General features: G+C 38.8%; 19 protein-coding genes and 1 pseudogene. 8 read left to right on the top strand and 12 right to left on the bottom strand.

What is annotated here, in order from left to right; genetic code table 11:
* Positions 1 to 77: 77 nt before the first annotated feature.
* The gene (locus tag MSBR3_RS01305; protein ID WP_048105900.1) at positions 78 to 650 is read right to left on the bottom strand and encodes a hydrolase; all 573 of its coding nucleotides are present in this window, start codon (positions 648 to 650) and stop codon (positions 78 to 80) included.
* Between the two features lie 1,211 nt (positions 651 to 1,861).
* On the opposite strand from MSBR3_RS01305, the gene MSBR3_RS01300 reads away from it, so the two are divergent.
* The gene (locus MSBR3_RS01300) at positions 1,862 to 2,245 is read left to right on the top strand and encodes an Ig-like domain-containing protein (RefSeq protein WP_048105899.1); all 384 of its coding nucleotides are present in this window, start codon (positions 1,862 to 1,864) and stop codon (positions 2,243 to 2,245) included.
* A gap of 584 nt (positions 2,246 to 2,829) precedes the next feature.
* Here the strand turns inward: MSBR3_RS01300 and MSBR3_RS01295 are convergent.
* From MSBR3_RS01295 to MSBR3_RS01280, 4 genes are all read right to left on the bottom strand, one after another.
* Positions 2,830 to 3,333, bottom strand: a complete 504-nt coding sequence (locus tag MSBR3_RS01295; RefSeq protein ID WP_230627668.1) for a ferredoxin-thioredoxin reductase catalytic domain-containing protein — start codon at positions 3,331 to 3,333, stop codon at positions 2,830 to 2,832.
* 57 nt (positions 3,334 to 3,390) lie between these two features.
* Positions 3,391 to 3,696, bottom strand: coding sequence for a glutaredoxin family protein (locus MSBR3_RS01290; RefSeq protein ID WP_048105895.1), 306 nt, complete (start codon positions 3,694 to 3,696; stop codon positions 3,391 to 3,393).
* A gap of 369 nt (positions 3,697 to 4,065) precedes the next feature.
* The gene (locus MSBR3_RS01285) at positions 4,066 to 4,734 is read right to left on the bottom strand and encodes a flavodoxin family protein (protein ID WP_048105893.1); all 669 of its coding nucleotides are present in this window, start codon (positions 4,732 to 4,734) and stop codon (positions 4,066 to 4,068) included.
* 61 nt (positions 4,735 to 4,795) lie between these two features.
* A complete protein-coding gene (locus MSBR3_RS01280; RefSeq protein ID WP_048105891.1) occupies positions 4,796 to 6,274 on the bottom strand; it encodes an MFS transporter in 1,479 nt (492 codons plus the stop codon).
* A 696-nt stretch (positions 6,275 to 6,970) separates the two neighbouring features.
* Between MSBR3_RS01280 and MSBR3_RS01275 the strand changes: the two genes are divergently transcribed.
* Entirely contained in the window at positions 6,971 to 8,095 is a 1,125-nt protein-coding gene (locus tag MSBR3_RS01275; protein WP_048105889.1) for a DUF21 domain-containing protein, read from the top strand.
* Between the two features lie 143 nt (positions 8,096 to 8,238).
* Entirely contained in the window at positions 8,239 to 8,943 is a 705-nt protein-coding gene (locus MSBR3_RS01270) for a type 1 glutamine amidotransferase (protein ID WP_048105887.1), read from the top strand.
* A gap of 222 nt (positions 8,944 to 9,165) precedes the next feature.
* Here the strand turns inward: MSBR3_RS01270 and MSBR3_RS01265 are convergent, their stop codons facing one another.
* The 3 genes from MSBR3_RS01265 to MSBR3_RS01255 form a co-directional block, all read right to left on the bottom strand.
* On the bottom strand, positions 9,166 to 10,992 hold the full coding sequence (locus MSBR3_RS01265) for a SagB/ThcOx family dehydrogenase (protein WP_048105886.1): 1,827 nt from the start codon (positions 10,990 to 10,992) through the stop codon (positions 9,166 to 9,168).
* Positions 10,993 to 11,100: 108 nt separating this feature from the next.
* Positions 11,101 to 11,643 (bottom strand): DJ-1/PfpI family protein, encoded by a 543-nt coding sequence (locus MSBR3_RS01260; protein ID WP_048105885.1) that lies wholly within the window; start codon positions 11,641 to 11,643, stop codon positions 11,101 to 11,103.
* 362 nt (positions 11,644 to 12,005) lie between these two features.
* Complete coding sequence (locus MSBR3_RS01255; protein ID WP_048105884.1) at positions 12,006 to 13,361, bottom strand: TIGR00297 family protein; 1,356 nt, start codon at positions 13,359 to 13,361, stop codon at positions 12,006 to 12,008.
* A gap of 286 nt (positions 13,362 to 13,647) precedes the next feature.
* On the opposite strand from MSBR3_RS01255, the gene MSBR3_RS01250 reads away from it, so the two are divergent.
* Complete coding sequence (locus MSBR3_RS01250; RefSeq protein WP_048105883.1) at positions 13,648 to 15,078, top strand: dihydrolipoyl dehydrogenase; 1,431 nt, start codon at positions 13,648 to 13,650, stop codon at positions 15,076 to 15,078.
* A 166-nt stretch (positions 15,079 to 15,244) separates the two neighbouring features.
* Here the strand turns inward: MSBR3_RS01250 and MSBR3_RS01245 are convergent, their stop codons facing one another.
* Together MSBR3_RS01245 and MSBR3_RS01240 are read right to left on the bottom strand one after the other, a co-directional pair.
* The gene (locus MSBR3_RS01245) at positions 15,245 to 15,454 is read right to left on the bottom strand and encodes a hypothetical protein (protein WP_155396638.1); all 210 of its coding nucleotides are present in this window, start codon (positions 15,452 to 15,454) and stop codon (positions 15,245 to 15,247) included.
* A 470-nt stretch (positions 15,455 to 15,924) separates the two neighbouring features.
* A complete protein-coding gene (locus MSBR3_RS01240; protein WP_048105880.1) occupies positions 15,925 to 16,881 on the bottom strand; it encodes a class I SAM-dependent methyltransferase in 957 nt (318 codons plus the stop codon).
* Positions 16,882 to 17,172: 291 nt separating this feature from the next.
* Here MSBR3_RS01240 and MSBR3_RS01235 point away from each other — a divergent pair, with 291 nt between their 5' ends.
* Positions 17,173 to 17,580 (top strand): inorganic diphosphatase, encoded by a 408-nt coding sequence (locus MSBR3_RS01235; protein WP_048105879.1) that lies wholly within the window; start codon positions 17,173 to 17,175, stop codon positions 17,578 to 17,580.
* Positions 17,581 to 17,903: 323 nt separating this feature from the next.
* Here MSBR3_RS01235 and MSBR3_RS19795 read toward each other — a convergent pair.
* Positions 17,904 to 18,040, bottom strand: a pseudogene (locus MSBR3_RS19795) (transposase); the annotation flags it as partial.
* Between the two features lie 393 nt (positions 18,041 to 18,433).
* Between MSBR3_RS19795 and MSBR3_RS01230 the strand changes: the two are divergent.
* Positions 18,434 to 19,123 carry a hypothetical protein gene (locus tag MSBR3_RS01230; RefSeq protein ID WP_230627666.1) on the top strand — a complete coding sequence of 230 codons (690 nt, stop codon included), beginning with the start codon at positions 18,434 to 18,436 and terminating at the stop codon, positions 19,121 to 19,123.
* Positions 19,124 to 19,157: 34 nt separating this feature from the next.
* Here MSBR3_RS01230 and MSBR3_RS21675 read toward each other — a convergent pair whose 3' ends face one another.
* On the bottom strand, positions 19,158 to 19,271 hold the full coding sequence (locus MSBR3_RS21675) for a YegP family protein (RefSeq protein ID WP_394297720.1): 114 nt from the start codon (positions 19,269 to 19,271) through the stop codon (positions 19,158 to 19,160).
* Positions 19,272 to 19,746: 475 nt separating this feature from the next.
* On the opposite strand from MSBR3_RS21675, the gene MSBR3_RS01225 reads away from it, so the two are divergent.
* The gene (locus MSBR3_RS01225; protein WP_048105878.1) at positions 19,747 to 20,889 is read left to right on the top strand and encodes a TIGR04083 family peptide-modifying radical SAM enzyme; all 1,143 of its coding nucleotides are present in this window, start codon (positions 19,747 to 19,749) and stop codon (positions 20,887 to 20,889) included.
* A 374-nt stretch (positions 20,890 to 21,263) separates the two neighbouring features.
* On the top strand, positions 21,264 to 21,635 hold the full coding sequence (locus MSBR3_RS01220; RefSeq protein ID WP_048105877.1) for a hypothetical protein: 372 nt from the start codon (positions 21,264 to 21,266) through the stop codon (positions 21,633 to 21,635).
* The last annotated feature ends 425 nt before the right edge of the window (positions 21,636 to 22,060 follow it).

Here is a 22,060-nt window from a genome sequence, read left to right as displayed (position 1 = left end):
TTATGAGAAGTTCCATATTATGAGAAGTTCCATACTATGATAAGCCACATGGGAATAATAAGATTAAATTTTTAATCTTATTGCAGAGCTTTGAGGATTTCATCCGTTTTCCTCACCCTCCCTATTCTTTTGAATATGAAGTTTACAGCTGCATTATGTTGTTCCTCAGATCTGGAAGCCATAGCGTCTTCGGCAAAAATTTGTTGAAATCCATACTCGTAGGCAAAGCGTGCTGTGCTTTCAACACCAAAGTCGGTTGAAATTCCACAAAGTACGATCGTGCTCATTCCACGCCGACGTAGCTGGAGTTCCAGATCAGTTCCGTAAAATGCTCCCCACTGCCTTTTAGTTATAACAATATCCTTTGAGGTAGGGGACATTTCAGGCACAAACTCAGACCAGTCAGCGGGCGGGACTGAAAAATTCGAGAATGACTCATCACTTAAGACCTTGAGCATCGTCTCTTTTGTTATCATAACATGCACAAGGAATACGGGCATATCGTTTTTCCGAAATGTGTCTACGAGCTTTGAGGCATTAACTATAACATCCTGTGCAAGATAAGGCTTTGTTTGCTGTGCGACTATTCCCTTCTGTAGGTCTATAACCACAAGAGCTGTTTTAGCTTTATCAATAGTTAACTCCTGCATACGCCATCACCATATCAAACACTAGCACCAAGTTATTTATTCGCTCTGTTAGTTAACTATATGTCGTTTTTTCATTCTTATCATTTCTTCATTCTTGCCGTTCTTTTATTCTTATCATTTCTTCATTCTTGCCGTTCTTTTATTCTTATCATTTCTTCATTCTTGCCATTTTTTCGTTCTTGTCAGTTTCTTCACTCTTGTTTTTTTTCACTCTTGATGCTGAAAACTTGAAAAGAAGTTACCTTCAAATTCCGGACCTCAAGCCCTGACATAAGATAATACTAACTTAAACCAAAATGTTTATTGTCTTTGATTTTATAATAAGTAAAGAAGTTCTAAATTTATGAATAAATTAATAGAGGTGAACATATGGCTTGTAAACCAAAGGGAGACGACAAGAAACCGAAACCAAAAAAATAATTTTGTAATCCATAAAGATGGACTTTTCAAGATCCATTCCTTTTAAAGTTCCTGCTCGCTTTCATTTTTAGCAGAAATATAACTATTAGAACAATAACTATTCTCGATAATGATATATGTGGGCAACTCATATCTTTGAGTTGCCCAACTATAATTAAGCTATCAGTTTATGATATTGTTTTTCCCTTTAACAAGCAAGAATTATATATTAAATCCAAAACTACTAATAATATATTGTAATGATAAAAATATGAAACTTTTGTTCTTGGGAAAATCCACAATAGTAAATTAAATTGTTTTTTGTAGATATTATAACCTTTTTTTATTAAATAAATAATTTGTGTCTTTATAATAGAATAAAAGACCTTAATATATCAATATTAGAGAAAAAAACTTCAAAGAAGTAACATGATTGGATATAAAGAACTATAATAAAATAGTAAGAACCAATTATTCATAAAATACACTAAATTTCATTTTAAGCTGATATAAAATACAGACAGAAAAATTCTTTATTTTATCGTCTTTTATCTTTATAGATAAAGTATTATAAAGCTTTAATATAGATTTCTATTTTTATTCAAAAGCGTGAAAATAAGTAAATTTATATAATAATATTTCCCAGTTAATTTTCGACTATGAGTACCTTTTGATCAAATGTAATCTATTAGGATAAAAAAATTTAACTTATTTGAATAAAATGAAGATAAATTCTCTAAACTTCTATTAGATTTCGATTTTAGGTATTCTTAGACTAAATCTAACCTGAGATTAATAAGGAGGAAAAACTAATGAGAAAAACTATATTAAAAACAGTATGTATTTTCACGTTGGTCTTTTTTGTCCTGTCAATGACAGGAGCAGCAGCATCTAGTTGCAAAACAACAACAGACGCAAAGAACGATACATTTACGTGTAACTGTAAATGTAAATCTTGTTGCTTTAATGTGCTGAAGAATGACAAAGGATGCAGCCTTAAGGTCGTAAAAACAGGATGCTATACTACCGCAAAGGGCGGTAAGGTCTGCATGCAGAGTAATGGTAACTTCTGCTACACAAGACCGGCAAGTTGCAGTAAATGCTGCACTGACAGTTTCAGCTACTGTGTAATTGGTGCAGATGGAAAGAAAGATTGTGCAACCGTTACGATTAAAACTGCATGCTCCAGCTGCTAAAGTACCCTACAGTACTTGCTTCAGCATGAAGACCTTTACAACTAAGCACATTAAAGGGATTAGGAAGTGTTAATCTTCCGGGTTTAACCCTAAATCCCTTAATACATTTGCCTAATAATTATATTTTTTGACTTCAGTTAATTATTATTATTATTTTTTTGGTTTCAGTTATTGTTAATTCTTTTTTTGGTTTCAGTTGTTGTTAATTCTTTTTTTGGTTTCAGTTGTTGTTAATTCTTTTTTTGGTTTCAGTTATTTTTAATTCTTTCTTCTGTGTTTACCTCTCTCGATCAGAGTTTTTATTGACTACATTTTCACATACATTTAGATCTTTTTGATTCACCTATTTGTAAATCTTAAAGTTTAGTATTTAAGATACAATATAAAAAGCTCAAAACCAATTCGTTACATTTGTTATACTTTAAAAAGGCAGGTTTCTGAAATTAATCTGGATTCTTGTGTAACTATGAATCCTATGTTCATTTCTAAAAAAGAACTGCCCACAGCAGTTAGGATCTCCATTTTTAAAAACTGAAAAAAGAGAAAAGTTACTGAAATTTCAATAAACTTCTATTTATTGAAATTTACATAAAACGTTCAAACCTTTCCTTTCTCGCTTTACAGATCGGACAAACTCCAGGCGGTTCGTCCATGGCACAGAGATATCCGCAAACCTTACATCTCCACACCGGCTTTGAAAGTTTCTCTGTAAACTCCATACTCTCCATCATCTCGGCTCTTTTCTTTTCTTCAGCTCTTTCGGCGTCCCTCTGTACTTTAGGAGGACGCCTTTCAGGAATCGATTCTACTCTCCTTTCCCCCCGAATAACCTCATCCGAAACATAAAGCGCACAGTAACAGGCTCCATAATCATTCAGATCTGGGTCTCTATAATAGCAAGGACAGACAATATCCAGATCTTCTTCAAGATTGTTGGCAGAAAGTCGGCATGGACAGGACCAGTAACCATATCGCTGCTCATTTGCGAGCAGCCCGCGCACAAGATCCTTTGTGAACTCAACATCGGGATTGAGGTGATACCCCGACTTTTCGACCTGGTCGTTCAAACGCCTGTATACTTTGTCCACCGTTTCTTCGGTTATATCTTCTTCAGCGGCTTCTTCTTCTTTCAGCCCAATTCCCCCTTAAAACCCCAGAGCTTCACGTATTTCCCTTTCTTTAAAACCTACAATCGCTTTTTCCCCATTTATGACAGTTGTCGGGAAAGAGGTTGAAGGGTTGAAGCGTCTTACTTCGTCAACAGCCTGGTTTTCTTCTTCGCCTTCAAGCTTATCCACGTATATAAAATCGAAATCTACACCAAGATCTGTAAGCAGCTTCTTTGTTTTTTTACACCATACACAGGTACTAAGGCCATACATTACAACCTTACCCCTGTCAATTCCGGAAATGTGATTTCCTTTCTCCTTATCCAGAGTAGATACATCCATTCGGTTAACCCCCAGCCATGATAAAGTTATGGCAGTAAGCCTATGAGTACTTTACCTTGAAAGCAAGTTTTACCTGAGCCTGCCAACAAATTGAAGTAATAGCAGGCTGCAAATCATAAATTGCTTATAAGAAAATATAAACTAAAGTATATAAGTTTAGACATGTTGATAAAGAAGGCTAGAAAAGTAAAAATTTTCAGCCTGACTGACTTTTCACCTTGAAATACAAAAATATGTGAAGAAGTATCGTTTGTCTACTTCTCCAGTTTGAATAACGACTTCTATATTTTGAACAGAAATTTTCTATTGTTTGAACAAAGATTTCTATTTACAGCCTCAGGCGTACAGTCTAAGGCATCCGGGTAAATCTTATTTTATCAAGCCCTTCCGGACATACCAGTCATAATCATGGGCAAACCGCTCTTTATCAGACCTTACAAGCTGGCAGAAGTATTCCGTTGTCTGGCGATGCATTTCATCCTGATCCGGATATTTTATTTCTCCACGAATCGATTTTACTAATTTCTTACCAAGCTCTTCTGCAGGCCCTGCAGCCTGATCGAGTGCGGAAGGATACATCCCAACTGCAACACCAAGACCACCAACAACTGTAACACCGAGATTGGTGAGTACACTGTTCATATATTCTACAACCACATCTGCCTTGCCTCCTCCTGCCGTAGACACAGAGCACCCAAACTTTCCAGTCAGCATCTGGCAGTGGATAGCGTCCGAAAGTCGGTCGAAGAATGCCTTCATAGGTGCAGGAACCGAGTTAATATAATTCGGAGCTCCAAAGACAATTCCATCGGAGTTCCGAACCCTATCAAAAAGTTCCTCGAAGTCATCAATCTGAGGGCACTCCCCTGTCGCATAACAGGCCCCACAGCCTGTGCAATACTCTATCTGCAGTTTATAGAGATCTATAAGCTCGACTTCCGCACCTTCGGACTCCGCACCTTTAATCACGGCCTTTACAAGTTGAAGAGTCTTGCTTTCATTTCCTCTCGGGCTTGCGTTAATTCCAAGAATTTTCATGATTATCACCTTGATTGAATGGATTACGCAACAACTACATGAATTACACAGGATTAACGTATTATTTTTTGCCTTTTTCAGATGTATGAGCGTAAGCTACAGGACTTCTATTTCCTCTCACGAGGGATGCAAATATTCCCAGAATACAGAAGGCTGTAAACAGGATAAAAGCATAATGCAGGCTTAAAACAAACTGAGGGTAATATTCAGGTGTAATTTCCACAGGACCGATAACAATTGCAAAGATCATCATTGCAATGCCCATTGACAGCATCTGCCCAAGAAGCCGCATAGTCCCGTTCATTCCCGATGCAACGCCGTAAAATTTTTTATCAACGGAACTCATGATCGCATTCGTATTTGGAGATGAGAAGAGCCCAAAACCTATACCGAGAATAACCAGAGTGATAATAAGATGCCAGAGAGGAGTCGATTCTGTAAGGAAAATCAGAAGGAAGAGCCCAAGCGCAGTAAATGCCATCCCTACGGATGCAACAACCCGAGGTTCAGTCCTGTCAGAGAGCCGACCGGCAATTGGCGAAACCATAGCCATGACAACCGGCTGTGCTACAAGGATAAGTCCGGCATGTTCTGGAGTGAAACCTTTCGTGTACTGGAGATCCAGGCTTAAAAGAAAGGTCACCGCATAAGTCGCACTATAATTGATTAGCGCAGAAAGATTCGAAAAGGCGAAAATTCGATTTTTTGTCAGAAGGCTAATGTCGAGAACTGGAGAAGATGTTCTAATCTCAAACAAAGCAAAAACAATTACCCCAAGAGTCCCCAAAGCTAAGAGGGCAACCCCTTTAAGTTCTGGGAGAACTGAAAAACCATACATTACTGCAACTACCGCTGCACCGTATATGACTGACCCTGTCAGATCGAACTTTTCCCCTCTGCATTCAGCCCATTCACCTTTAATCTTCCATAAGATCAGGAGAACTGCTGTAATACCTATAGGAACATTTACGAAGAAAATACTCCTCCAGCCAAGATACTGTGTCATTGCACCTCCAAGTAAGGGACCAACGGAAAGCCCAATGTAAACTGCAGTGATATAAGTACCAAGAGCTTTTCCACGCTCACCTGGTGGGAAGACCGAAGTAACTATGGCTACGCCTGTTCCAAAGATCATTGCACTCCCGATACCCTGCACAACCCGTACTCCAATCAGCATTTCCGATGAGGAAGCCATAGTCATAATTAAAGATGAAAGGCTGAAGATCGTAATACCATAGAGGAAAACCTTTTTTCTCCCATAAATGTCTGCGATTTTTCCGAAGGGGACAAGAAACAATGCTGATGAAAGAAGGTAAGCAGTCGCAACCCAGGAAAGGGCAATAGCATCCATATGAAATTCTGCCCCGATCGCAGGCAGGGCAATATTTACTGCCGAACCGTCAAAAGGGGTAATAAATCCCGCCAGTATCGCAATAAGAAGCACGACCTGTTTCCCTGTGCCGGCAACAGGAACATCAGGTATGCAGCGGACTTCCGGAACCTGGGCAGGCGATCCGACGTTATTTGTATCTTTTTTCATGTGTATCACTTATCTAAAGGGTCGTTATCTATGGCTTATAGTGTCAGAAAAATCGCAATTGATTTATGTTGCAGGATAGATTATTTAAGAGACAATTCTCTTCATAATGTTTCCTCGTTGTGGTTGACTGATCAACCATTTAGTACAATTTGTTTGTATTAAACATTACGCTGAAGTAAAGCTTTGAAGCAACCGTTGACCCGAAACCGTTGCGCCGGTTTATCACACTGATAGGGTTTGGGGATAAGGTTCTCAATCAAATCCAAACACTGCTTGGGGTTTTCGCTCAAGCCTTTTTTGAAAAGGCTTGCGGGCAAGCAGTTTTTTCAAAAGGCTTGCAAAAAGTCTGAGAACGCAAGTTAAACTATTAGAACGGTGTAATAATTAAAGAACGGCATAATAATAAAATTAAGACTACCTGGAAACTTTCCTTTTAGCACTGTTAAAAATCACGTAAGGTTTAAAATAAATTAATGGCTAGTTCGAGGCAAAAAAAGTCCGAGATTAAATTAGATTTTAAGGCTAAATTCACACAAATCGAGGTAATGAAAAACCGGAAAAATAGAATCGTTGATGGTTTATCTCTGGATTCACCTGTAGATTTCTATGGATTTACCTATTGATTATATATGGATTTACCGATAAAATTATGTTAAATTATTCCAGTATGAATATTATAGAGGTTATAGACTCGCAATGAATGAAATTATTACCTGGATATTGATTATATTCTGCCTGATGCAGTCCGCTATATTTTCCGGAATGACAATCGGGGTTTTCGGCCTTGGGAGACTCAGGCTTGAGATCGAGGCCGAAGCAAACAATAAAGAGGCTATCAAAATCCTGCAGATCAGGCGGGACTCAAACTTCCTGCTTACGACACTGCTCTGGGGAAACATAGCGGTAAACGTTCTAATTGCCCAGCTTACAGGTTCCGTGCTGACAGGAGCTTCAGCTTTTCTCTTCTCTACTTTCTTTATCACCAGTTTCGGAGAGATAGTGCCTCAGGCTTATTTTTCTCGAAATGCTCTGTCAATAGGAGCGAAACTAACTCCTTTAGTCCGCTTCTACCAGCTGCTGCTCTATCCGGTTGCCAAACCTACAGCCCTGATTCTTGACTGGTGGCTAGGCAGAGAGAAACTTGACCTTTTCAAGGAACAGTCTATTCGGATTATGCTCGAAAAACACATTGAGTCCGGAAAGTCCGATATTGGTTCTTTTGAAGGGATAGGAGCCCTGAACTTTCTTTCCATAGACGATGTCAGCATATCAGATGAGGGCTCGCTAATAGACGAAAGAAGTATAATCTCACTACCAGTTGAAAATAACCGTCCGATATTTCCTTCTTTCGAAAGAGAACCGAATGACCCGTTTCTGCAAAAGATAGAAGCTTCAGGGAAAAAGTGGGTAGTTATTACCAACCCTCAAGATGAGCCTACCATGGTGCTTGATGCGGATGGCTTTCTGAGGGACGCCGTCTACAAGAAAGGCCCATTCATTCCCCTTTCTTACTGCCACTTTCCGGTTGTGGTAAAATCTCCGAAAACCAGACTTGAAAAGGTAATCAGGCAGTTTAAGGTGTATCCTCAGTACCCTGAAGACGATGTGATCGACCAGGACCTTATCCTCTACTGGGGCCAGGAGAAAAGAATTATCACCGGTTCGGATATTCTGGGCCGGCTGTTGCGGGGAATTGTAGTGGAATGTGACCTGACATCAGGGTGTGAACTGCCTGCTCCGCCTTCTCAGCCAGGAGTTCCCAGAATAAAAAGTTTGAGAAGAGGAAAAAAGAAAGAAAGTACGGAAGAAAGAAAGAAATAAAAATGAAAATATAGAGATAAAAAAAGAGAAAAAAATAAAGAAGAATAAAGGACAAAAAAAATAAAAGAAGGGAAAAGTAAAAGAAGGGAAAAATAAAAAGGCAGTGGAATATTAATTTAAACGTTTTAGATAAAGGTTTAAGCATGAAAATACACTGCATCCAGCACGTTGAGTTTGAAACACTGGGAACTATTGTTGAATGGATAGAAGAAAGAAAGCACTCTTTATCAACCACACATTTATATGAAAATCATAACTTTCCCAGTATGGATAACTTCGATCTTCTCATAGTCATGGGTGGACCGATGAATATCTATGAGTACGAAAAATATCCCTGGTTGAGGAAAGAAAAAATATTTCTCAAAGAAGCTATTTTCGCAGGAAAGGCAGTTCTTGGAATTTGCCTTGGCGCTCAGCTTATTGCTGATGTCCTGAAAGCCGAGGTATTTAAAAACAATTATAAAGAGATCGGATGGTTCCCAATTTTTACGATCAAACCGGAGTCAGAAAACCCTCTGCTAAAAGGTATTCCTGAAAAATTTACCGCATTTCACTGGCATGGAGACACTTTCGGTCTGCCTGAAGAGGCAATAAGACTCTTTGAAAGTGAAGCCTGCAAAAACCAGGGCTTTATCTACAAAAACAGGGTAATCGGACTTCAGTTCCATCTAGAAATGAGCAATAAAACAATCCAAAACGTTATTGAAAACTGCAGAGATGAGCTGGTTGAAGGAGTGTATATCCAGAGCGAAGAAGAGATGCTGGATAGAGACTCACTTCTTACAGAGTCAAAATTATTGATGTTCAGTATGCTGGACAATTTTGAAGAGGTCGTAAGAGGTCAGTAAGTCTGAATAGTTCTCATTTGTCGTTTGTCGTGACTGAAATCTATCCAAACTGAGAGCTATTAAAACTGAGAGCTATTAAAACTGAGAGCTATTAAAACTGAGAGCTATCCATTTTGGTCATATGGAAAGTGGGATAGTATATAAGGAAATCACATTAAGGACAGCATAACAGCGGCCAAGGCATTTAATAAGCTGAAAGATCCGGGGAAAAGAATAAAAAATTTACTTTTCGTATGCAGGCAGAGTGAGAACACCGATCTCCGGAAGTGGATAACCAACAGCGAAATGATAGAGGTCCTGGAATTCGAGCCCTTTGAGACCTATGGCATCGTGCAAAGGGTCATCAAAGAAACACCCAATCCCACAGCCCCTTAGGCCATATGCCTCGGCTTCAAGGTAAAGAAGCTGCCCCAGAATTCCGCACTCCCAGAAAAGGTAAGGATACATCCAGGCCCCGAACCTCTTCAGAGGCTCTTCAAACTCAGAGAGCATGCAGGCAGTAAAACATGAATCGGCAGCTTTTCGCTGCTTACAGGAAAGCTGGGCTGCAAAAGAATCCAGAGTTTCTTCCATCAAGAGGTAAAACTCAAGGTCTGAAGGGCAGTTTTTCGGTTTTTCCCATAAAAAGTCCGGTCTGATCGCAGCTTTAAGCCTATCTTTTTCCTCGGGTTTACGAAGGAATATATAAAGTCCCGGAAGAAGATCTTTTACGTGGTTTACGAAAAGAAGAAGGTGAGTAAAGGGACCGAAAGCAAGGGAATTGAAAATTGGATTATTTTCCGGAAGGGTTCTTTGCAGCATAGCATAAAAAATTTCATTTTCCAGGTATGCGCTATTATTCATCTCAATAGCACTTCTCCTTTTCCGAATAACTTCACGCAGGGGAACCGTATCAAGATTTAACAGGTTTTTGAAACTGCTGGCTTTCAGCGATGAAGCAGCTTGCATATTGGATTTTAGTTCTTCTTTTAATTCTTCATTTGATTTTTCTTTTAATTCTTCTTTTAGTTCTTCTTTCAGTTCTTCTTTCAGTTCTTCATTTGATTTTTCTTTTAATTGCTCTTTTAGTTTTTCGTTTGATTTTTCTTTTAGCTCCTCTTTTAGTTTTTCGTTTGATTCTTCTCTTTTATCCAGGTAATCGGTTTCCCTCTTCTGAGCTGCCGAGGCCGCATCTTCAATACCTACCCATTCAACATGCTCTGGACTTAAACTGTTAGGAATACCTTTCCAGGAAAGATTTTTAAAATCAGAAATCACGACTGAGGAAGTCCTGCTTTTTGTACAGGTCTTTTCTGCCGGATAAACCGCAAGCAAACAGGCAGGCTCCTGTTTTTCAGGGCCTTTCTCTCCGGAAATGCCAAGAAGTGCAGCAATATCTTTCGAACTCATGTCCGGAAGAAGACTTGTTTTCCAGCCAAGCCCGGCAGCAGCAAAGGTCAGGGCAGCAATTGCATGCCCTATATCATGCTGAGCATATCGAAAGGCCCTGAGCCCGTATTTCCAGGAAACCCGCCAGAAAATTGAACTCAAACCTACGAAAAAAGTGCCTTCAGGAAAACCTGAACTTAACAGTTTCCAGGTAGCCTGGGAAAATTCTGCTCTGATTTCAAGGGCATGAGGCAAAGGAGCATAATGGCAGATCGACGGGTTTTTCAGAAGTCCCTTCATAGGACCGGAAAGGAGGTAAACCTCAGTAGGGTGAAGGTTTCCGCTTGAAGGATTAACACGGAGTGGCCATTCTGTACCTTCCGCCAATTTCCAGACCGAAATTGCAAAGCTGTCAAAAAAAAGTCTGGAAATTGATTTCGCATTCAGCTCAGATGGCTTGAGTTTTTCAGGTGAGAAAGCCTGCTCATAAGTAGGATAAATCTCAGCTTTTGTTTGCTCATCACTCCAGATTTCCAGATTCAAAAGTCGAGTCCCATGATAGTTAAGGAAAGAATCTGGCTTGAGACGTAAATCCAGGCGGTGAGGACCCGGAGCATAAGATTTGAAGTTGTGTTTACTTGCCTGGTGGTAGGCCAGTATGGCTTCAAGTTCTTTTGTCATAATAAACACACCCGTAGCCGGAAAATCCAATTTTCAAACAACCGTTTCAGTAAGAGATATCTGCTTTTTAAGTAAAGGAGAGCAGCATTTCAGGATCTTTGATGAAAGTTAAGCTTTTTTCAGGGCCTCAAGTACGGCTTTTCCAAACGCGTCAGCACTTGCAGGGTCGCGTCCTGTGACTACCCGGCCCGAAACCACTATATCCTGATCCAGATAGACAGCTCCGTGTTCCTTAAGTTCGCGTAACGTATCCGGACTTTTGAAGACTGTACTCTCTTTACCCTTCAAGATACCTGCCCTTGCCAGTACTACAGGGGAAATGCAGATTGCAGAGATCACCTTTTTCAAGGCATCAGCTTCCTTTATAAGTGCCTGCAGAGTTTTGTTATCCCACAGGTATTTTCTTGAACCTGAACCTCCTGAAATTACAATTGCCTCATAATCGTCAATCCTGGCATCAGAGATCGCGATATCAGGCTTGATTGTACCTCCGAGCATCCCTTTTGCAGTTTTAGTAGATTCGGCTGCAACGGTAACTTTTACTCCTGCAGCCTCAAAAAGCTGCTTCGGAACAAAGCATTCCTCGTCCCTGAACTGCTCCTGGGCAATTATGAGCAGGATTTTTTTGTGTTTATACTCGGTTTCTGTCATCTGTTCACTTCCTGTAAGCTTGAAAATTAAGAATCGAAGAAATGAGAAGTGGAATGGTTTAGTAACCCTGTTTCCTTAAAGATATGTTATGAAAATATAAATGGATGCTTCTTTAGAGTATATTAGATTAAGAAAAAAAATATAAAGAACCTGAGATTAGCTTGTAATAAGCTGGAGAAAAGTGGATAAGAAACAAAAGCCTGAAAATCTATAAGAAGCTAAAGCCTGAAAACGTATAAAAAACCTGATAAAGATTTTAAAATAAAGGTTTTAAAATCCTGATAAACAGCATAAGGAGCCTGAGAGTTTCAGAAACATATAAGGAAATAAAACCAGCTATTAAGACTTATTTCGTATTTGATTCAAGTTATGAGGAAATATAGAATTGCTGAGATTCCGGCACCTGCAAAGGTCGCCACGAAATTAACTCCGCTATTTGAGAGCACTCCCCTTTTCTGAAGCGTAGCCCCAAGGAGGCTGTCCATATTTGTCCCAAAAAAGCCTCCTGCGGTTGTAATAAGGACTGTTAATATAAAATTGTCCGAAACTCCCAGTAAGTATGCAAGGACTCCTATCACTGCAGAACCTAAGATTGCAGCAAGTTCCCCAAGAAACGATACGGCTCCGTCGACTCCGGGTTCCGAGAGTTTGAGGGTTGTTATCATTCTTGGCCTTCCTTTTGCCGTTGTTCCGATTTCGCTTGCCAGAGTATCTCCGGTAGCTGTTGCAACCGTACCCATATAGGCATAGATGATCGGGAGACTATGTTCCGGGAAGACCCCATATGCTACTGCAAGGGCAAGAGCTGCCGTACTGTTCGAAAATACATTTTCATAACTCCGGATGCCGTCTTTAGCCTGTGCAATTCCTATGGATTCTTTGTATGTATATTTATATTTTGTAAACCCGCCTCCGAGAATAAAAAATGTGAGCAGAAGCAGGAACCAGGAAAGCCCGCTGAAGACAATTATCAGGACTCCCAGAAGGGCGGCACTCAGAAGTGCAGATACATCTGCAATCTTCGCCCTGTAAGCCAGTATACCCAGGAAAAAGGAGAATATGAGTGCTACAACCATTTTTTCGGGAGGCACCCAGTACCTGAAATCTTCAAAAATCCACATTGTCATGCCTGCACCCAGAGGCACAGAAATATTTTTGTCTATTTTGGAGGGGATTGACTCGAAAAGAGAACCTGTAACTGCCCCGATAACAGATATGAAGAAAATCATGTTATATGAGACCGGAAGTTTCTGCCAGTAGACAATCCAGCTTGCGGCAAAGAATGAAGCAGCAATCCGAAGTGCCAGGAAAGCCGAACTCCAGATAATTGAAAAACTCTTCTTTTTGATTCTCCTCCGTCTTAAATTTAAATCAGGTACAGACTCGGTCTCCGAAAAAGATGTTTTATGGTTTCCTACTGCCGCAATTGCAAACGCTCCAAGTACTATGTAGAAAGGATAGGCATAAGAAGAAACACTCGAAATCATGGAAACAAAGAGCATGATAACCAGGGAAAAAGTAAGGCTGGTAACATCTCTATCACAGGAAAAGGAGTTTCCAGAAAGTCGTATTCCCAGAAAAAGAACGATGGATAAGAGAAAAAGAAGATTCACTCCTGCAAAAGGAGCTATAAGAATGAGCAGGAGATATAAGATATGCGTTACAGGAATTCTCTGGCAGGAATTCCCGCTTTTAAGGATTCGGGCAGCTCTGTTCATTATAAGACATCTTTTGTTTTTACTTTTTCTGGGAAGTTACATAGAATAAGCTTATCTTTATAAATAACAATTGTTTTTCTTTCAGAGATGATTAAAACTACATGTTAAAACTTAAAAATATCTGTTTAGTAGTTGCGATTGGGAAGTAATTTAGACAAACCCTTTAAGTTATATAGAAATAGTTCAATGAATAAAATAACTTTTGCCTCACATTTGTTATTCGGGATTTGTTAAACTTAATCTATTTCTCATAGTTCCAAACAGATATGTGTGATGAGGGGAAAACATGGAAAACTACGACCTTATTATAATAGGTACGGGTTCTGCAATGAACTACATAAATCCTATTCTTGATTCAAAACCTGAAATGAGAGTTGCGGTTATCGACAAAGATGAACCCGGCGGGATCTGCCTTACCAGAGGATGCATTCCTTCAAAAATCCTGCTCTATCCTGCCGAACTCATCAGGGAAATTGGAACCGCATCTGTTTTCGGAATTAATATTGAAATAAAGGACATTGATTTCCTTGCAATTATGGAAAGGATGCGCAGGAAAATAGGAGAAGATGTCGAGGCGATAAGGAATGGGTTGACCGATAACCCTTATCTTGACTACTATCACGAAAGTGCGGAGTTTATCTCACCTTATACCCTGAAAGTAGGTGAAAAAACCCTCCACTCCGAAATGATCTTTCTATGTACTGGTTCAAAACCTGCGATTCCTCCTATTAAGGGTCTCGAAGAAGCAGGATACCTTACAAGTGATACTGTGCTTAAACTCACGGAACGCCCAGAAAAGCTCGCTATCTTGGGAGGGAGTTACATTGCAGCCGAATACGGGCACTTTTTTTCAGCTATGGGAACCAGAGTCACGGTCATCGGGAGAAATTCCCAGTTTCTTCCGCAGGAGGAGCCCGAGATCTCCAGACTTGCCAGTATGAAAATGTCGGAGTACATGCAGATAATTACAAACCATGAAGCCATAGAAGTTCGGAAAGAAGATAACGGGCAGAAAACGGTTATTGCAAAGGAAAACGGCTCGGAACGGGAAGTAGAAATAACCGTGGACGAAATCCTCGTGGCAACAGGAAGAGTTCCGAATACCGATATTCTCCACCCCGAGAGAGCAGGGATTAAAACCGATATACAGGGCTGGATTCTGGTGAACGAGTTTCTTGAGACCTCACAGCCGAATATCTGGGCATTTGGGGATGCAAATGGAAAGTATTTGCTAAAGCACGTAGCAAACTACGAGTCCGGAATAGTTTTCCTCAATGCGATCAAGAAAGAAAAAGAAAAGGCAGACTACCATGCCGTACCCCACGCAGTCTTTTCCTACCCTGAAATCGCCGGAGCAGGTATGAAAGAGCAGGAAGCCGTGGAAAAGTACGGAGAGGAAAGAGTCATCATAGGCCTCAAGTTTTTTGAAGATACTGCAAAAGGGTCAGCTATGGAAATCAGAGACTATTTCGTAAAAGTGATTCTGGATGCGAAGGAAGAAAAAATCCTGGGAGCCCACATTATAGGCCCGCATGCTTCAGTCCTGATCCACCAGATAATTCCTCTCATGTACACAGAATCAAGAAGCACTGGACCAATTATGCGGAGTATGGACATTCACCCGTCTCTCAGTGAGGTTGTAACCAGGGCATTTTATTCTCGATTGCCGCCTGAACACTATCATCATTTTCTTAAACATATCGGGCTTGAGGACTGAAAATCCTTATGCTCGTGATTGAAAAAATATCTACTATGAGAGCTTAAAATTTTCACCTGTTTAATAACTCAAATAGGTATCTCGCATGTATGTAGAATTTAGTTCGGTAGAATCCGATACGTTTGTGGAATCTTCTAGTATGATTATATCGATGCCGGATTTATTTTTATTTTTTCTTGCTTTCTTTTCTTTTATCTTTTTCCTGCTTTCTATCAAATACGTTCATCCCTATAAAGAACCCAATCCCAATGGAAATTCCAGTAAGTGCTCCATTCATTAAATTATTAGACAAGTATCCTAAGAATGTACATATAATTACAGGGATAATGAAAAGTACAAATGGGTTTTTCATTAGAGATTTTTCCATGTTTACCATTTCCTTACTTGTCTTTCTTTTATCTTTTTGTCTTCCAGCGGATTACAAGTACTATGTCTTTTCTGAAATCGATTCCACTATTTTCAGTTTTTCGTCTTTTTCAAGCGAATTTCGAGTCTTGATTACTTATCAACATTTTTAATATTTAATAATTTGATCATAAATTATTTATTTGAGTATATGCCTTAGCTCATATTCAAAAATGACTATAAAGGGAAATAATATTCAATCATAGTGTATAAAAGTCTTATTTAAGCAAATAAATAACAAATATAGACTCACTTGTTATAAATTATCCAGTTATAATTATATTTGTGTAATCAATTGAAGAGTTCGAAAGGTGGAAACTTACTGTTATTGTGCATGCACCTGAGTAAAATTGTTTTAACCCCTGAATATAAAGTTTTTAAGTTTGTTGTTTTGTTGAGGTTGACGGTCTAACCCGCCTTTGAAAAGTCAGGGATGAAACCTTACTTATTCCCCACAGTTTCTACACTTTCTTCCTTCAAACCTATTTTTTTAAGGTCAAAAACCCACCTGCTGATGCCCGGAGCAACATTTCCGGTCCGCCTGTACAGCTCCACTTCAAGCCCCATTTTTTTGTATTCGTCAATCAGCACAGGAATCTGAGATTCGGCTTTAAAAGTGTAAAAGTGAATGTACCCTTCTTTCCTGACAAGTTTTGAGATTTTGCCAAGAAAATGGTCCATGCCGTAAGGTGTAGGCACTATGGCCCTATCAAACCCATTTTCAGGAATCTGAAAATTTTCATCTTTAGCTTCCTCAGGATTCAGGCATACATGCAGACTAGAAAAAGTCGTATTTACTAGCCCTTCACTGGTTTTTGCAGAATTAAACATATGGAAAAGATTCTCAAAATCATCCTGAATAACGGTTATTTGCCCTTCAAGCCTGTTAATCCGTATATTCTCTTGAAGGCAAGCACAGGCGTTGGGATTTATTTCAATGGCGTAAACCTTTGCCCCTTTTCCTGCAGCAGGAAGTACAAAAGGTCCCACTCCGGCAAAAGGAATTATGATGTTTTCTCCCGACTTTATTTTTGAGGCTACACGCCTTCTCTCAGAGTACAGACGGGGATTAAAAAACACTTTTTTGACATCCAGCTTATAGGTATAACCGTTTTCCCTGTGAATTGTTTCTGTGGTTTCCCCAATCAGAAACTCAAAATCCGCAACTCTATGCTCTCCTTCGAGTTTGCTCACCTTGTTAAGTACGGCCCGAGTATTGCCACGCATAGAAAGCAGTTTCGAGGCAATAGATTTTTTATAAGCCTCAAGCTCAGGAGGAATCGATATTACGGCTACATTTCCAATGTAATCAAAACGTTTCGGAACCATAGGAAGCAGGGGTTCTTCAACTATTCCTCTCATTGCATCTCGCAAGCTTATTCTATTTCGAAAACTCATTAAGAATCCTCTGCTTATCAAATTGTAGACTTTCACTTTAAGATTTTAATTCCAGATATTAAGTTCAAGATATTAAGTTCCGGATATTAAGTTCAAGATATTAAGTTTCAGATATTAAGTTTCAGATATTAAGTTCCGGATATTAAGTTTCAGATTTTAGTTCCGTTTTTAAGAATCATTTTAATATATGCTTTTTGTTTTGGGAAATGGCTGAGAAATTGTGGAAAAAGGTAAAAACCCGGAAGAAACTTTAAACAGCCATTCGTAACAGTACAGGCAGGACTATTACCCATGAAAATTATAATCGAAACCCCAAAATATAGTTTCTGGAAGTATAACAGAACAGAAAAAGGCTATGAAAAGGCTTTTTTTTCTCCCCTGCCTACAATTTTCAATTACGGCTTTGTAGAGGGAACAGAAGGTGCAGATGGAATGGAAGAGGATGTAGTTGTACTCGGACCCCGCATGCCGAGAGGAAGTACACTTAAAAGGAATTCTTTTGACGGGATAGTAAAATTCCTGGATGACTCTATCAGGGACGATAAAAAAATCGTATATATCAGCGGTTTTCGCTCTCCTGTCCTGCTTGCTTATTATTTCAGGCTTTATGCTCTTTTTAAGGTCTTCTTGTATGCTTTCCGTGAAAGAAGAATTTCAACATGCAGGTTTGAAGGAGTCGAATTCAGAAAGCTAAACTAATATTGTTACTGTTTACGTCAGCACACGTTGATTCGAAAATCACAGTTGATCCTAAAACTCCAGATCACGAATTGAAGTAAGTAGCTTAGTTATAGAGTTTGAAGAGGGAATTACTAAATCCGAAGTTAAAACTATTCTTGAAGGCTGCAACCTTTTTACGTATAGGCTGGACTATAATGTAGAATATAGGCAGACAAATATATACAGGTAGAAAATAATAAAAACAGCGTGTAAATGATAAATTTAAATCTGCTACGGATATCAAAAAGAAGATTATTATATAATATCTGTATCCGAACAAGCTGTCGATAACGAAACCATTTGGGTAATTTGAATTTTAGTTTCCCTAATTTTAGATAGATCATATTAATAAAATAGTATATGCTTTTAAACCCTCTTGCATTTCTTTTTTCAACTGTACGATACTGTTAATTCCCTCGAAAATTCCATTGATTATTTTTTATATATATTATTTGAATAAGGGTCAGGATATTTGCTTATATATATGTTTTCCGGCCAAATCGTCTAACAATCAAAAATTAGAAATTTATTTCATGGCAAAGTAAGTGTAAAAATTGCATTGTTGACAATTTGGCCAGAAAACATATAAAGAATCAGCAAAGAAGAATTTAGAGAGTTCTAAAGTAATTTGTCGCCCAGCACTATACTAGGCAGTTCCCATTATTGTCGAGATTAATCATTGCGAAATGGGAATTAAATCAAAATGAAAATTAATTCAAAGGTAGTTCTTCTGTGTCCCACTTAAATTATTATGACTTAGATATATAATGAAATTATAAAGCAATTATATTTAATTAAAATCTTTCCTCAAGAGTGGATAAGGTGTTGAAACATGAGGACTCGTTACAAAATAGGGATCGGGTTTGTACTATTAATAATCATTTCTGTAGGGTTGCTGTCTATCTGGTGGCAAGATCAGAAGCAGAAAATGTATAATAATAGTTTCACAAGTGTTTATGATTACGATGTAATATTAACTACGGACTCGACCTTGAGCAACGCAACTCTTTACCTTCCACTTCCGGTGATAAACAATACGTCATCCGTGGGCGTGGATACCGTAGAGCATCACTTTAATAACAATAATCCTTCATGGGAATACGCCCTAGTAGATACGGAACACGGGCTCATGTTATCTATGAAAAATGAGAAGGCAAAAAGTATAGATCTTAGTACAATGGTATTTTCTAACCAGACCATAGATACAATGAACCCGTTGGGCAATGAAATGGTCCTTATGCCCAAATACAATCTTACGCATAATGTCAACGCTAGCGGAGCATATTCACGGACATCTGAGCAATTTGATTATGAAAGCCGGGTGTATGCCTCCTATGAGACCTCCTCGAATGCAAATACCAGCATTTCGATCTACTTGGACGCACGTAATGAATGGTGGATCGGAGGATGGCAGTCTAATAACTATAGGGAAAAAGTGGAAATTATGTTATCCGGACCTCAGGATGGATGGACAGCAGTAAATGGGGAGCTTGTTACAGGAGAAGGAACATATGAGATATAATGTGAAATGCTACCCATTAAAACCGGTAGCTTCCTTATTCATCGTCTATTGTTTTTATTACAGATAAGCTATACTCTAATCTTAGTTTTACTGACTTGATACCTTTCAGGCAGCTTTCTTTGCCTTTGTAGCGCTGACTTAAAGCTATAATCTACCTGTTTCTTGCCCTTAGTCTAAAGTGGTATTCTCTTGTCTACCTGTGTATACTTCAAATTTAGATATTATCCCCCTATTTGTAAAATCTATGTTAAAATTTATTGCAAATATAATATGAAGTCAGTATAAATATATACAAATTGTATATCAGAAATGTAAAATCTTGGAATTATGTTTGTTTTTCCTGGAACCCGTTTCTTCTGGCGCACCTTAACTTAGCTAATCTTTACTTTCCGTAATATATTGCGGACTATTTATTGAAAAATATGCTATGTAATATTTGATTGAACTTGATATAAACTCCTGATTGACAAAAAAGTAAAGAGAAATTTAGAGAATGCTGAGCCTAAGAAATTAGATAAGCTGAACATATAAAACATTAAAGAGTATCTCGATCTTAGTTTTCTCAGTAGAACTTAGAAAAGTACTAATAATTTAAAGAAGCTTAAAAAAAAGGTGCTTTAAATATGCCTTTTCATGTGATGTTAATCCCGACCCTTGGTTGTCCTGCTAACTGCAGCTACTGCTGGAGTTCCGAAGAAAAGTCCCCTATAATGAGCATTGAAACGATAAAAGAAGTTGTTGAGTGGCTTAAAACTTTCAGGGGAGATTCGGTTACTTTCACATTCCATGGAGGAGAACCGCTCCTAGCTGGAGCGGAATTTTATCGGGAGGCACTGCCGCTTCTGGTTGAGGGTTTAAGCCCAAGGAGAATCGCTTTTGCGATACAGACAAACCTCTGGAAAATGACCCCTGAAATAGCCGAAATTTTTGCGGAATATGGGGTTCCCATAGGCTCCAGCCTGGATGGCCCAAAAGAACTTAATGACCTGCAGAGGGGAAAAGGATACTATGACAAAACCATGAGAGGCTATGAAATTGCCAGGGAACACGGGCTTAATGTGAGGTTCATTACCACTTTCACTTCTCATTCCGTAAAACAAAAGGAAGAGATTTTTAATTTTTATCTTGAGAAAGGGTTGACGCTCAAGCTCCATCCCTGCTTGCCTTCATTAAAAGATGACAATCCTGAGAGATGGACTCTCGCTCCAGAGGAATACGGAGAACTCCTGATCTATCTTCTGGATAAATATCTGGAAAACCTGGGCCGGATTGAGGTTATGAACATTGATCACCTGTGCAAATGTGTTTTCACAGGCCATGGCACGGTCTGCACCTATGTTGACTGTATGGGAGATACCTTTGCAGTAGGCCCTGACGGAGATATATACCCCTGTTATCGTTTTATAGGAATGCCCGAATACGTTATGGGTAATGTTTATGACCGTCCAAGCATGGCAGACCTCGCTCAATCCGAAGCCTGGAAGAAAATGCATAAGTTCAAAGAATATGTGGACACCGCATGCAGTAAATGCGCCCATATCAAATATTGCAGAGGCGGATGCCCGTACAATGCAATAGTGCCCACGAGCGGCGAGATAGAGGGCGTAGACCCGCACTGCCTGGCCTACAAGATGATTTTTGATGAAATTAACAAGCGTGTCAACGAGGAAATGTTCGGGGGTTCAGATATGGATAGCATGTTCTCTCCCAGCAGCATGAGACCTTCAAAATCCGGAATAATGTCCCTCATGCTTAAAAAACTCTAACGGAAGCTCAAAAATACATGGAGCTTATGAACTTGTATAAATTCGTGAATCAATTATGTTTTTGAAATGAAGAAAGATTTTTAGTGATGTTACTAATTAGAAAAAGTTTAAAAAATAGTAGCAATGCTTCTTGTTATTGCTACTGTTGTTTTTGCAGTCGGCTTTACTGAAAAGAGAACAAACTCAGAGCCTATCCCAAAACCTTGAATTTTGAATACTCGCTCTAATTTCCAACATGAAAATAGTATAATAGATTTGAGAATAAAATTGGTTTTGGGATGAGCTCACAAAGAATTATTAATTTAAAGAAATTTCTAAATAATTTGCTTTGTTTTTAAAATAGTTTATATATATCCACTTTCTAAACTAAGAATATGGAAGAGAGCAAAATGAAGAATACAATCACGAGAAGTTTTGAACTTCAGGACTACAGGATAGAAGGAACCGAGCTTTCCGGCTTCTGGGCAGATTTAACAAGCAAAGAAGAATTGATAGTTGAGGTAAATTATATCCCTGAAAAGAAAAAAGTCTTCAGTCCTGCAGAAATCGAAAAATTTGTGCTGAAAATCCGCGATAAATGCGGTAGCTTTGAGGCTCAACTTCCTGAAAATATAAAATGCGAAGTCACCTTTAAAAATTTTGGAGAAAAGACTTACAAAACTAGCCAGCCTGATTTTGAACTGGAGCCAAGGGAGCTGGAAGAAGTTCAGGTTGCTTACCGTTTCTATGTTGAATACTACATATAATTCGCATTGTGCTTAATCTGAAAGTTTAAAATTCGCAGTTTAAATTAGGCAGTTTAAAATTCGCAGTTTGAATCCGATAGTTTAAAATCCAGATTTAAGGAAGACTTGATCGATCAGCTGATGAATTAGAAAGTTCAGGTTCGTAATTGGTTTGGAGTCAAAGAACTAGAAGTTGTGAGTGTAAAGTTCATTACAAGCATTTCATAAGCTTAGGTCAAACAGCGTTAAAAATAGCAAAAAGAGTTGACATTAAAAAATTTACAAACGTGTGTGTCGATCTATGGTTGTGAATTAACATGAAGAAAAGACCTCCTCAATTACTGCTTATCGTTTTCTTCGTAATTCTTTTCGTTCCAATGATATTATTATCGAGAGAACTCGATTTTGGAATTATTTCAATGTCAATTTTTGGATCATTAATAGGA

This window comes from Methanosarcina barkeri 3 (assembly GCF_000970305.1).
Taxonomy (GTDB): domain Archaea; phylum Halobacteriota; class Methanosarcinia; order Methanosarcinales; family Methanosarcinaceae; genus Methanosarcina; species Methanosarcina barkeri_A.
Note: the sequence above shows the minus strand (reverse complement) of the source record. Positions and strands in the feature narration are given on the sequence as shown.